Raw genomic sequence first — 12,038 nt, forward strand, 5'->3', positions numbered from 1 at the left:
TGATGAGCTTATTTCTTCTACTGCTGCAGCTGATTGTTCTAATGAGCTAGCTTGTGCTTGAGATCCATCTGTTAGTCTTTGCATAGAGGATTTGAGCTCCTCGGTTTGTGCGTTAATATCGCGTGCATACACTGAAGAATCTCTAAGCATCTTCGCAATAGAATCTCCAAGCGCATTTACAGCATTTTCCAATCCTTGCGCGTTTTCAATGCGTGCTGTGAAGTCATTAGATTCAAAAGCTTTAAATATGCCAGCAGCAACGGATAAATCACCACCCACAAGATCATACAGCGCATTTGACATTTCGTTTAGAGAATCTTTGAGCTTGTTTGTTTGTGGATTGCTACTGCTTTGACTTATTGTTTTTCCAAATTTCCCAACTTTTGCTTCCTCGACGATTTTTACCACTTCATTGACAATAACGGAATCTTTATTGAGATTTTCCTCTGTGCGCTTAATGTTTTCATTAATAGCCGCTGCCATAGCGCCAAATTCATCATGACTTTTCACATCAATAGGCTTTGGCGGGTGTTTGCTCTCGTGGTTAAGGAAGCTAAAAAATGAGCTTAAAGCAGTTTGAATGCGCTCAATTGGGCTAATCAGCTTTCTAATAAACAAATACAAAATAATCGCGCTTAAGATAATTAGCACAATCGCCATAGCAACAGCATATATAAAATGCTCATTAAGTGCGGAAGTGTAGTCATTTTGCGTTGCAGCAGCGACAATCGTCCAACCAAAATCAAACTTTTTGTAAAATGCAAATCTATCATTTCCTAAAGCGTCAAAATAATCAATCGTCCCGCTAGAAGAGCCTTTTTGCAAAGCTTGATTGATGGCTTTTTCAGTGGGGGTAAGCTCGCCACCTTTACTAATATTGTCTGGATTCTTATGAGAAAAAATCCTGCCTTCAGAATCTGTGATATAAATATCCATACTTGGCAACTCTGGGCGCTCGAAGTTTGCAAATCTATTTTGGAAATCTCCCACAAAAATATCTGCGCCTATAACGCCCAAAAACTCGCCCTTCTCATCAAAAAGCGGTGCTGTGACAGTTGAGAGGATTTGCCCTTGATTCTTACCGGTAGCGCTTGGATAAGTAGGCGTTACGATACCTTTAGGATTTTTCGTTGAGAGATATTTTTTCTTTGTTTCTTGATACCATGGGCGCGTGCGCAAGTCTATATCAAGCTTTTCATAGGTATCACGCCCTGTGTATTGCTCCTCATCGTATTCGATAAGCGCTTTGCCATCTTTTTCATACACAAGCACTACAGCTGGATATTTGATTAGGTTGGCAGTTTCTGAAAGCAATGAGCGCTTTTCTTGCACTCTTCTTGATTCATCAGAAATTTTATCAAGCTCATTGAGACGCTCGCGCAACATACTTAAATGTTGCTGGGCTTCAATATCCATTGTAATGTTGATAGTGGTATAAGAAGCTTTAAGCGCGCCTTCTTGAAGACTGCGGAAAAGCTCGATAGTGTTTTGTGAAGTATTTTTGTAATTATAAATTGTCACAATAACGATGACAACAACAAAAATGCTCAAAATGCTAACAACTAGCTTATTTGCAAGGGAAAATTTCATCTTAGCTCCTTAAAAATTTAATTGTTGTGTTGTGTCTAAAAAGGCGCATTATAAGGTTTTCTTGCTACAAACTTGCTTAAAAATGCGCTGATAAAGCCACTCTAGCGCGAAATTGTGCAGAAAATTCACGCTAACTTTTTGGGCGAAAAGCGCTTGTATTTTGCGTATTTGCTTCAATATACGCCCCGCCGATTAAATCAATACAATATGGAATCGCCGGAAACACCGCCTCCAAACATTCCCTAATACTTTTTGGCTTGCCCGGAAGATTGAGAATGAGCGTTTTTCCCCTTATGCCGGCACTTTGGCGCGAGAGAATGGCGGTTGGCACATATTTAAGGCTCACCTGACGCATAAGCTCGCCAAATCCCGGAAGCATTTTCTCACACAAGCTCTCCGTAACCTCTGGGATAATATCGCGCGGTGCGGGTCCCGTGCCACCTGTGGTAACGAGCAAATCACAATGTAATTCATCACACATACGCTTCATAGATTCTTGCAATGGCGCAAAATCATCGCTCACCACTTCATAAAAAAACTCGCAAGGATTCAAAATAAATTCCCCCAAAACCTCTTGTATCGCCTTGCCTGAAATGTCCTCATACTCGCCCCTTGAAGCTCTATCTGATGAAACCAAAATCCCAATTTTTACATTTTGCATAATTGCTCCTTTTTTTTAAGAATCTTAAGAAATAAGCGCGTTAATGAAGTCCAAAATCTCTTGCGGATTGTTTAAATCTAGCACTTTTAAATCGCCCAAAACTGCGCGCTTATCGCTCTTAGCAAGAGAATCTGACAAGGCAAATGCGCTCGCATAAGGGATATAAGCCTTATCAATCTCCTCTCGCGCCACCACTATGCGCTTATAGGGCAGCTCCTTTAGTCCCTCTACAAAGATATAATCACAATCGCTAAAAAACTCTAGCGCCTTTGTGAAAGATTGCTTTTCATACGCGCTTAGCGGGGTAAAAGTGCGCACTGGGGCTATCTCATCAATTGGTATCGTCTTCGCGGAAGTAAATTCCGCTTCGCCTCCACTCCACTGCGTTGCGCGCACATGCTCGGCATTTTTTGCTTGATAAGGCTCGCGCTGGTTGGATTTTTGAGAATCCTGGATTCTATCACTATGCGCTAAAATCGTGCTTTTAAAAGGTGAAATCACCGCCACGCCACTGCTTGCGTTAAAAAACTTAAAACTATCTTTATTTTTTTCTTTGCCTAAGGTGTCAAACTCTGCCTTGTCTTTTGGATCGTGTTTGATGACACCAACGCGCTTGCCTTGCGCCTCACACAGCGCGCAAAGTTTGCAAATAAGCGTTGTTTTCCCGCTATTGCTTTTCCCGCTGAAGCAAATAATTTTTGGCATTATTTTAGCACTCCACTGCCTTGTATCGGCGTGCTACGAGAGAGTGCAAAGATTCTCTTTCCATTTATCACATCATATTTCCAAATGGGCGCATTTGCTTTAAAATCCTCGATAAACTCCTCATATAGGCTTAATGCAGCCTTTCGCTTTGATGAAATCACCGCGCACATATATGAACTCGCGCCCTTTGGCACATCGCCTAGAGAGTGCGCCATGAGAATCTGCGCGCCAGTTAAGCGCGCGCGCTCCTGCCAAGATTCAAACCATTTCTGCAAAAGTGGCGTGTAAATATCAAAGCTTAACGCCTCTATATTTTGGGATTCTGTATTTTGAGATTCTATATTCGTGGCGTTTTTTTGTGTGTTTTGATTTTTAGAATCTTGCGTGCTTGTTTGAGCTTCTGTATTTATCGCCTCTTCTCGCACAATGCCCACAAACACGCACAGCGCGCCATTATTTTGCGCTTTTGCCACTTCTTCCCAATGCGCATAAATCTCTTTTGTTGGCAACGCACCTTTAAAAATCTCTAAACTTCCCTGCATAGCAAATCCCTATAAATTAAAATACGCGCTTCAAAACACATGTGCAAGCTGTGTGCCGCGCACCACGCCATTATGGACATTGACAAATGAGCACTGCGTCACCACCACCGGCGCACTTAGAGAATCTCCAACCTTTACAAAGCGACAAATCGCCTGCGCGTTTGTCTTTTCATCTTGCAACATCGGCGCGAGCAATACGCCACCTTCTTTAAGCTGATTTATCAAAGCTTGCGGGATCTCCCTCGCACACGCGCTAAAAAGTATCGCATCAAAGGGAGCAAACTCGCTCCAGCCCTCTTGTCCGTCACCAAGCTTTGCGAAAACATTATGTGCGCTTAGTTTATGGAATCTGCGCTTTGCCTCTACAAGGAGCTTTTCAATCCGCTCGATGCTAAAGACGCGATCAAAAAGCCTTGAAAGTACCATCGCTTGATAGCCGCTACCACAGCCTATTTCAAGCACGCTTTCGCCACCTTCGGACAAAAGCGCCTCTGTCATAATCGCAACCGTTAGCGGTGAGCTAATCCACTGGGAATTACTCATCGGCAATGCGTCCAAACTATAAGCATTTAGCTTCCAACTACTCGGGACAAATTCCGCTCTATCCACGCTAGCAAGCGCAGATTCTACCTTTGGTGAAAGGAGGACATGCTTTTTGATTTCAGCGACCATTTTGCCAAGCAAATAAGACATTGCCAGCCCTTACGCCTTTAGATCGGTTTGGATATATTTTCTCATTTTGGTAATTTCGCTCAAATCCACCTGCGCGGAGATGATTTCTTTCTTGTCATTTTTATACACCACGCCATAAGGGGTGATGATAGCACTTCCCTTTGCCATCGTGTCGTTTGCGCCATCGCTTGCCACGACAAAGGCTTGATTGATGATAGCTAGAGCTTTGCAAAGCGATTCAAATTGATCCTTTCGCGCCTTGCCCCAAATAGCTGGCACAAAGATAATATCCGCCCCCTGCGCGCGCTTCCACAAATCAATAAAGCGCAATTCAAAGCAATTTATCGCCGCGCATTTAAGAGAATCTACATAAAAAGGCACGATGTCTTCTAGCCCGCCCGCGCTAAAATGCAAATGCTCCTCGCCCAACATAAAAAGCTTATGTTTGGCTTGGCTGTGGATCACCTCGCCTTTGTGAAAGACTTTGAGATTATTAAAATACTGATTGCGCTTTTGCTCAATCATCGTGGTGATAATCGTGCGAGACTTGCTAAGCTCAAGTAGAGATTCTGTAGCGATTTTGGAAAACTCCACTGCTTCTGCCATTTTTTGGTATGCAAATCCGCTAAAAACCACCTCCGGCGTGCAAATTATAGAATCCTCTTGGCACTGCTCTAAAAGCGCGCAAACTTTTTTTAGATTCGCTTCAAAATCTAGCCCTATTTTGACCTGCAAGGAATACAATTTTTTAGAAATCATCGAAATTCACACTCCCTTTTGCGTAGTTTGTTACCTTTGCTTCAAAGAAATTTGTCTTTTGATCATTAAAGCTTGCAAAAGAATCCACCCATTTAATCGGGTGGCTCACATTATAAAGCTTTGGCAAGCGCACTTTTGAAAGGCGCTCATCGGCAAGATATTGGATATACTGCGTGATGATCTCACTTGTAAGCCCTAGAATCTGCCCTTGCGTGATGTATTCTCCCCATGCGGATTCTATCTCTACAGCTTTTCTAAACATTTCAATGACTTCCTCTTCAAGCGCTGGGGTAAATAAATCCGCCCTGTCCTTACGCACGGAATTTATCATGCTTTGGAACAAATACAAATGCGTGACTTCATCTCTTTGGATAAAGCGTATCATCTGCGCGCTTCCTAGCATTTTCCCACTGCGCGCCAAAGTATAGAAAAAGCAAAATCCACTATAAAAGTAGATTCCCTCTAAAATCTGATTAGCAAACATTGCTTTGACAAGATTATGCTCGGTGGGGTTTTTGGCTAGCTCCTCATAGACATTTGCGATATAGTCATTTTTGTGGCGTAGCTGCATATCCACGCGCCACATATCATAGATTTCATCAGTATTTGCAGAGATAGATTCTACCATTACCGCGTAGCTTTGAGAATGCAGTGCCTCCTCATAGGCTTGACGCACAAGCACGAGGTTAATCTCTGGGCTTGTCATATAGGGATTGACATTATCGATAAGATTATTTGTCTGTAAAGAATCCATAAAAATAAGCTGGGCGAGCGCGCGATCATAGCCCAACTTTTCTTGCGGTGTCAGCCCGCCGTTGTAATCGCGCGTGTCGGCATTCATATTGACTTCCTCTGGGAACCAAGTATTTGCGAGCATTGTTTTCCACAAATCATACGCCCACTGGTATTTGATTTTATTCAAATCAAACATACTCGTGGGATTCCCACCAAAGATTTTGCGCTCATTCACGCTTTCCAAACTTTCTGGATTATAAATTTTCTTACGATGGATTTCTGGCATACTCTCCCCTTTAGATTAAATCTTCTTGAGAATCTTTAATGCTTTCAATCACCAAAAGCACCAAACCAAAGGCATTTGCCACCACAGCGCCAAGTGTGAGCGCGTAAGAAAGATGTAAGTTGTCAAAAACCTGCAAAATGACAAATGCCACTATAAGCTGTAAAATCGCCACCAACAAAGTCGCCAAAACCTCCTCTGAAAGCGCGCTTTTCACACCAATACGCAATGTTGCGCACAAAAAATTCACAGAAGTGCTCAAAAACAAAATAATCACGCTCATTTCATACAAAAACGCCACGCTCAAAGTAAGGCTCAACACGCTAAAAAAAACAAAAAATACTCTACCCCAATTCATAACTTTCCTTTTCTCTCACGCGCCCTACACGCGCCCATTTTCATACATTGCCCTTAGTCGCTTTTTCTCCTCTATCTTTTTGCGCTTTTTTTGCTCTTTCTTGTAATATTCCTCTAAATTAAAGCCAAACACAAGCGCCAAGCGAGGTGCGACAAACATCGAGCTATACGCTGCAATCACAACGCCCACAAGCATAGGAAGTGAGAATCCTTTGATAATCTCCCCGCCAAAGACAAACAATGTCAAAAGCACCAAAAACACCGTGAGCGAAGTTAAAAGCGTGCGCGAAAGCGTGGCAGAGACGGCTTCATTAATCACATAGCGCATATCTTTCATTCTGCGCGAAAGCATTTGCTCCCTAATCCTATCAAAGATAATAATCGTGCCATTAATCGAGTAGCCAATGAGTGTAAGAAGCGCAGCTAGCACCTCTAAACTAAAATCTAAATCCGTGATAATCACAAGCGCTGAGACCATCACCACATCATGCGCAAGTCCCATAATCCCAGCGAGCGAAAAGCGCCACTCATAGCGGAATGAAATATACACCATCATCGCGCAAAGTGCCAAAACGATAGAAAGAATGCCTTTTTTCTTAAATTCATCGCCCACTTTTGAGCCAATAGAATTGCTTCGGCGGATTTCAAATGCCCCGCTGGGTGCGAGAACCTCATTTACAACCTTATCGATATTATTTTGACTTGCCTCATCTAACAATGGTAGTTTTAAAAGTGCCTCATTTGGCGCGCCAAACTCACTTACTTGAAACCCGCTAAAACGCGGATCTTGTGAGAGAATCTCTCTAATTTGCCCCAAAGGAGCTTTGGGCGCATTGGTGTATTGAATCTGCACAATATTACCACCCGCAAAATCAATCCCTAGCTTAAAGTCCTTCACCACGATAAGCGCGATTCCCGCTATGCACAAAATCGTAGAGACAATAAGCCCATAAGTGCTATATTTGACAAAATCATATACTTTTGTTTGCTTAAAAAGTTCCATTATTTAGCTCCATTTTGCGCGCTTTGTGTGTTTTGCGCATTTTGTGCGTTTGTGGGCGTGTGGGAATCTGCCCTAATCCCAAACCAAAACCACAAATGACGCGTCTTGCCAATTTTTGGTAAAAGTGCTTGATAGATTCCCTGTGTGCCGATGATTGCAGTTAGGACAGAAGCTAAGATTCCAAGACTCATCGTAATCGCAAAGCCTTTGATTGCGCCTGTGCCATTTGCATAAAGCAGTACAGCGACTAAAAGCGTCGTGGCGTTAGAATCAAATATCGCACGCGAAGCATTTGCGTAGCCTAGCTCAATGGCTTTTGCGATACTATTGCCAGCGCGCAAAAATTCCCTAATGCGCTCATTAATGATAATATTTGCATCGACTGCCATACCCACGGTTAAGACGATTCCAGCCATTCCGGGCAAGGTGAGCGTCGCGCCAAAAAGTGCCATAACCGCGACAATTAGCACGATATTTACTAAAAGCGCGCCAACAGCGATAACACCAGCAAAGTTGTAATACAGCACCATAAAGACTACAACAAGTAAAAATCCGCTCACTAGCGCAACCAAAGACGCACGAATGCTATCTTCACCTAGGCTTGGTCCCACGCTACGCTTTTCTAAAATCTCCATAGAAGCCGGCAACGCACCACTTTTTAAAATCGTCGCTAAATCCGCCGCAGAATTTTTATCAAAATCCCCTGTTATCTGTCCGCTATCAGTCAAACGCGCCTGAATCGTAGGCGCGGAATACACCTTTTCATCAAGCACGATTGCGAGGTGATTGCCGATATTTGCGCCTGTGAAGTTCCCAAACTTGCGCGCCCCATCAGAATCTAGATTAAAACTCACAACATAGCGATTGTTCTGATCCTTGTTTGGCAAGGCATTTGTGACAGATGCGCCATCAAGCACGGGGACTTTTTTTAGCAAAATCTTACGCACAGGGAGATTTAAGCGCGCTTCTTGCTCGCTTTGCGCAAAAGGCAAAATCACATCGCCATAGCTTTCTGCCTCTGCCTCGCTCATTAGCTCCACGCGTGCATTGCGTTCCTCATCTACTGCCATAAATTGCAGGTGTGCTGGCTTTGAGATGAGATTCCTCAAGCGTTCCTCTTCCTCTGGCGTGCTTTTCCCCGGCACTTCTACGAGGATATTTTGCCTGCCTTGCCTTGTTACGCTTGTTTCACTTAGCCCAAAAATATTGAGACGATTGCGGATTGTGTTAATCGCTTGATTAATCGCGTCCTCCTCAATCTGCGTGATTTCCTCAGGGGTAAATCTAAGCGTGTAAAAATTGCCATTTTCTATAATCTCTAATCCGCTAAACTTCGCAAGCATCGCGTTTAGCTCGCCTTTTTGCTTAGGATCAAAAAGCTCAAAATTTAGGCTTTTATCCTCAATTTTCACAGAATCTATGAGCAATTTTTTGTCATTTGCTTCATAAGTGATACTTGAAGCAAGCGAGGAAGTCCGCGCTTTTAGCGCTTCATCAGTCCTCACACCAAGCAAGAGATTAAGCCCACCTTGCAAATCAAGCCCAAGCGTTACCTTAGGTCCAGATTCTGTTTGAAAAAATGACGGGATACTTAAGCCAACGCCGAGAAATGCCGCGATAATCAGCAACCATAAACGATAAGTTAAACCTTGTTTCATTGATTTAAACCATTATTTTTGCTCGTTTTCCTCATCAAGCTTGTATGCCACAAATTCCTTTGACAAGCGCACGATTGTATCGTCATTGAGCTTCACGCTAAAGAAATTTTCTTCAGGCTTTACCACTTCAACTATCAATCCACCGGTAGTGATGATTTTATCGCCTTTTTTAAGGTTTGTAATCATCTCTTGGTGCTTCTTGCGGCGCGAGTTTTGCGGGCGCACGATGAGCAAATAAATAAGCGCGATAAAAAAAAGTATCGGAGCAAGTCCCAAAAGCATTTCTTGCACGCCACCTTGCGCGGCTACTTGTTGTGTTGGTTCCATGATTGTGTCCTTTTGCAATTTTAAGAAAATATTAAGGCGAGATTGTAGCTAATTTTGCTTAAAAAATTGTTGAAAAATAAAGAATCCCCTTGGGAATTTTCCTTGTGTGATTCTTAAGACTTATCGGTTGTGAATAAAGCATTAACCTTGCGTTTTTATAATGAGCGCTTTTTAAATCCAACAAAAAGGAACTCAATGAGTGCATATTCACAAAAGGGCAAGGTTTTAGGGCGCGCGATTTGTGCGGCGATTTTGAGCATGGGGTTATCATCAGTGGCGCTAGCGGATTCTCAAAATGCGCAGAAATACGACGCGGAGGCGATTGCTGATATTTTTTATAAGCTTAATGGCGATCCAAAAGATCCACATAAGAAAATTAACCACACTAAAGGCTTTTGCGCAGTGGGGAAATTTATCCCGCAAAAAGGTATAGATTCTAAGCTTGGGATTCCACTTTTGGCAGAATCTAGCATTCCTACACAGGTGCGCTATTCCCTAGGCGGTGGCAATCCTCACGCGAGCGATAAGAGCAAATTACGCGGTATGGCGCTAAAGATGGAGGGCAAAAAAGATTCTTGGGAATTAGTGATGTTTAATGCAGAAATTAACTTCGCTAAGAATCCGCAAGAGTTTTGGCAATACTTCGCTATGCGCGTGCCGGGTAAAGATGGCAAGCCAGATAGCGAAAAAATAAAAAAGCTCACAAACGAGGTGGATTCTTATCGTAATTTTGACGCTTATATGAATACGATAGGCATCACGCCAAGCCTTGCAAATACGAACTTTAACAGCGTGCATACATTTTGGTTTAAGGACAGCAGAAAAGCTTCTAAACAAAGCGAGCGCGCTGCGAGGTGGAAATTTGTCCCCAAAAATGGCGTGAAATACGCCTCACAAGAAGAGCTTGCGAAGCTGGGCGATGATTTTTTGAAAGCTGATTTTGAGCGCCAAAGCAAAACCGCACCAATCGCGTATGATATGTATCTTGTCTTTGCTAACAAGAGCGATGCGACTGATAATACCACAGCGCTTTGGAAAGGCAAGCATGAGGAATTGCTTGTTGGGACTTTGGAAGTGGAAAAATATGAGGGCGAAGAGTGCAATGGCGATGTTTTCATGCCTTCTACCTTGCCAGAAGGGATTAATCCACCAAAAGATCCGCTTTTTGAAATCCGCAATGAAGTCTATGGACTAACTTTCGGACGCAGACAATAAGGGCGTGCAAGCACACCAACAACCTCGCAATAGATAACACTGAAATATCATTGCGAGGGATACAACCCCAAAAACAATTTATACAAGATTCTATTCCCTTTCCCTCACGCACCTCACATACTCACAAACACACACCACAAACCCTATAAACGCCATAACGCCTAAAGCAGTCACTGGTGACATATAGCGAGTTTCAGGCACCGTTGAAAATGCTGCGATAAAAAATGCGCTAAAAAATCCTGCAAATCCTACGCTAAAGCTAAAAACAAGCAAAGCCCTTACATATTGAGATTCTCTAAAAATATATTCTTTCTTGTCGCGCCTTAGTATTTTTGCATACTTGCTATAAATCCAAACCATTGCGCTTCCAACCTTTTCTCTTCTAACGCATAAAAGCAAAAAGCTTAGAATCATCACCACAGCACTTGCCACAACACCTACAATGTGATTGAGTGTAAATTTGTGTTCAAACAAAAATGTATAGATTTTTTCACGCAAAGGGCTGAAAGTCACACTGCGTTCATTTTTTGGGAAAGTGGAAGTAAGACTTACATGCCAAGGGTGTGATGGCTTTCCTTGCATTTGCTGGGAATTAAACATCCATTTTGGATTTTGCACCCACATAGCTTTGATAAAATCACCTTCTAATTTTAAAAAATTCTTTGGGTACTTTAGCGCTGCTTTGAAAAACTCCCTATTAAGCCCCTCAAGTTTTATGCCCGGCTTAAATGGGCGCACATCACCATATCCCCAACCAACATTCATCGGATCTGCATTAAGTGGGAATTTATAAAATACCTCTTTGACATTCTCCCATGTTTTACCCTCTGCATACCATTCTTTCCTAAAGCAGCTAGAATCATCAGCTGGCACGCATGCTCCAGCGATTTTATGCAATACCATATGATTTGCAGGGTATGCTTTATTAATCACAAGCATCTTTGGCACACCAACTACAATGCCAACACATAACACAGCACTAACAACTAGCGAGACTATATACCAAAGAACAAATTTCTTTCCCTCTAATCCACGCAACAATAAATAACAAATAATAAAAAACGCAGGATACACGCTAAAAATAGCATTATGACGCCAAAGGATAGCAAAAAACAACAAAACCCCTACAAGCACCCACAGCACCACACGCCAAATTTTACACAAAGGCACAAGCACCAAAAACAACAGTATGCTATACACACATAAAAGCATCATAGGCAAAGCAAAGCTATGGTACTGAATGAAATTTTGAAAATAAATATTCCCAATAAAAAGTGGAAATAATGCTAAAAGCGCAAATTTACTCCTAAAATGGATATATAACCCACATACCAAGAATGCTAAAGCAGCATGAAAAGGCACGAGATTAAACAAATACAAATAATACAAGTGCTTGCCAAAGCATTTGTACAAAAACTCTACCACATACGCAATAAATACAGGGTGCGCGTCATTTTTTGCCAACGCAATGGAATTATAAGTATCCCCAATCACATGGAATCCCGGAAACCCAAGCCAAAACTGAAACACA

At 42.4% G+C, this 12,038-nt stretch carries 12 protein-coding genes and 1 pseudogene; 1 reads left to right on the top strand and 12 read right to left on the bottom strand.

Translation table 11 applies throughout. The annotated features are described in order from the left end of the window. From CQA49_RS09075 to yajC, 11 genes are all read right to left on the bottom strand, one after another. Nucleotides 1-1,590, bottom strand: a 1,590-nt coding sequence (locus CQA49_RS09075; protein ID WP_147288682.1) for a cache domain-containing protein, incomplete at its 3' end; no start/stop codon positions are given. Nucleotides 1,591-1,720: 130 nt separating this feature from the next. Further along, a complete protein-coding gene (mog, locus tag CQA49_RS09080; protein ID WP_115575640.1) occupies nt 1,721-2,251 on the bottom strand; it encodes a molybdopterin adenylyltransferase in 531 nt (176 codons plus the stop codon). A 24-nt stretch (nt 2,252-2,275) separates the two neighbouring features. Then, complete coding sequence (locus CQA49_RS09085) at nt 2,276-2,956, bottom strand: molybdopterin-guanine dinucleotide biosynthesis protein MobB (RefSeq protein ID WP_115575641.1); 681 nt, start codon at nt 2,954-2,956, stop codon at nt 2,276-2,278. Then, nucleotides 2,956-3,498: a molybdenum cofactor biosynthesis protein MoaE gene (locus CQA49_RS09090; RefSeq protein WP_115575642.1), complete on the bottom strand. Its 543-nt coding sequence runs from the start codon at nt 3,496-3,498 to the stop codon at nt 2,956-2,958. Before CQA49_RS09090 ends, CQA49_RS09085 begins: the two co-directional genes overlap by 1 nt. 30 nt (nt 3,499-3,528) lie before the next feature. Next, complete coding sequence (locus tag CQA49_RS09095; RefSeq protein WP_115575643.1) at nt 3,529-4,191, bottom strand: protein-L-isoaspartate(D-aspartate) O-methyltransferase; 663 nt, start codon at nt 4,189-4,191, stop codon at nt 3,529-3,531. A 9-nt stretch (nt 4,192-4,200) separates the two neighbouring features. After that, the gene (locus tag CQA49_RS09100; RefSeq protein WP_115575644.1) at nt 4,201-4,929 is read right to left on the bottom strand and encodes a carbon-nitrogen hydrolase family protein; all 729 of its coding nucleotides are present in this window, start codon (nt 4,927-4,929) and stop codon (nt 4,201-4,203) included. Next, entirely contained in the window at nt 4,919-5,950 is a 1,032-nt protein-coding gene (locus CQA49_RS09105; RefSeq protein WP_115575645.1) for a ribonucleotide-diphosphate reductase subunit beta, read from the bottom strand. The genes CQA49_RS09100 and CQA49_RS09105 overlap by 11 nt, the downstream gene beginning before the upstream one ends. Nucleotides 5,951-5,960: 10 nt before the next feature. Then, the gene (locus tag CQA49_RS09110; RefSeq protein ID WP_115575646.1) at nt 5,961-6,305 is read right to left on the bottom strand and encodes a DUF6394 family protein; all 345 of its coding nucleotides are present in this window, start codon (nt 6,303-6,305) and stop codon (nt 5,961-5,963) included. 24 nt (nt 6,306-6,329) lie between these two features. Next, nucleotides 6,330-7,307: a protein translocase subunit SecF gene (gene secF, locus CQA49_RS09115; protein WP_115575647.1), complete on the bottom strand. Its 978-nt coding sequence runs from the start codon at nt 7,305-7,307 to the stop codon at nt 6,330-6,332. Next, on the bottom strand, nt 7,307-8,965 hold the full coding sequence (gene secD, locus CQA49_RS09120; protein ID WP_115575648.1) for a protein translocase subunit SecD: 1,659 nt from the start codon (nt 8,963-8,965) through the stop codon (nt 7,307-7,309). The genes secF and secD overlap by 1 nt, the downstream gene beginning before the upstream one ends. Before the next feature lie 12 nt (nt 8,966-8,977). After that, complete coding sequence (yajC, locus tag CQA49_RS09125) at nt 8,978-9,247, bottom strand: preprotein translocase subunit YajC (RefSeq protein ID WP_408938921.1); 270 nt, start codon at nt 9,245-9,247, stop codon at nt 8,978-8,980. A gap of 303 nt (nt 9,248-9,550) precedes the next feature. Between yajC and CQA49_RS09130 the strand changes: the two genes are divergently transcribed. Continuing rightward, the gene (locus CQA49_RS09130; RefSeq protein WP_115575651.1) at nt 9,551-10,507 is read left to right on the top strand and encodes a catalase family peroxidase; all 957 of its coding nucleotides are present in this window, start codon (nt 9,551-9,553) and stop codon (nt 10,505-10,507) included. Nucleotides 10,508-10,597: 90 nt separating this feature from the next. On the opposite strand, the pseudogene CQA49_RS10120 reads toward CQA49_RS09130, so the two are convergent. Further along, nucleotides 10,598-12,038, bottom strand: a pseudogene (locus tag CQA49_RS10120) (hypothetical protein); the annotation flags it as partial.

Source organism: Helicobacter sp. MIT 00-7814, from assembly GCF_003364115.1.
Taxonomy (GTDB): domain Bacteria; phylum Campylobacterota; class Campylobacteria; order Campylobacterales; family Helicobacteraceae; genus Helicobacter_F.

What these genes read in the sequence shown, in the direction of transcription:
- CQA49_RS09130 (WP_115575651.1), top strand. Translation starts at nt 9,551, where the DNA reads ATGGGGTTATCATCAGTGGCGCTAGCGGATTCTCAAAATGCGCAGAAA.
- CQA49_RS09105 (WP_115575645.1), bottom strand. Translation starts at nt 5,950, where the DNA reads ATGCCAGAAATCCATCGTAAGAAAATTTATAATCCAGAAAGTTTGGAA.
- CQA49_RS09095 (WP_115575643.1), bottom strand. Translation starts at nt 4,191, where the DNA reads ATGTCTTATTTGCTTGGCAAAATGGTCGCTGAAATCAAAAAGCATGTC.
- yajC (WP_408938921.1), bottom strand. Translation starts at nt 9,247, where the DNA reads ATGCTTTTGGGACTTGCTCCGATACTTTTTTTTATCGCGCTTATTTAT.
- CQA49_RS09090 (WP_115575642.1), bottom strand. Translation starts at nt 3,498, where the DNA reads ATGCAGGGAAGTTTAGAGATTTTTAAAGGTGCGTTGCCAACAAAAGAG.
- secF (WP_115575647.1), bottom strand. Translation starts at nt 7,307, where the DNA reads ATGGAACTTTTTAAGCAAACAAAAGTATATGATTTTGTCAAATATAGC.
- CQA49_RS09110 (WP_115575646.1), bottom strand. Translation starts at nt 6,305, where the DNA reads ATGAATTGGGGTAGAGTATTTTTTGTTTTTTTTAGCGTGTTGAGCCTT.
- CQA49_RS09100 (WP_115575644.1), bottom strand. Translation starts at nt 4,929, where the DNA reads ATGATTTCTAAAAAATTGTATTCCTTGCAGGTCAAAATAGGGCTAGAT.
- CQA49_RS09085 (WP_115575641.1), bottom strand. Translation starts at nt 2,956, where the DNA reads ATGCCAAAAATTATTTGCTTCAGCGGGAAAAGCAATAGCGGGAAAACA.
- mog (WP_115575640.1), bottom strand. Translation starts at nt 2,251, where the DNA reads ATGCAAAATGTAAAAATTGGGATTTTGGTTTCATCAGATAGAGCTTCA.
- secD (WP_115575648.1), bottom strand. Translation starts at nt 8,965, where the DNA reads ATGAAACAAGGTTTAACTTATCGTTTATGGTTGCTGATTATCGCGGCA.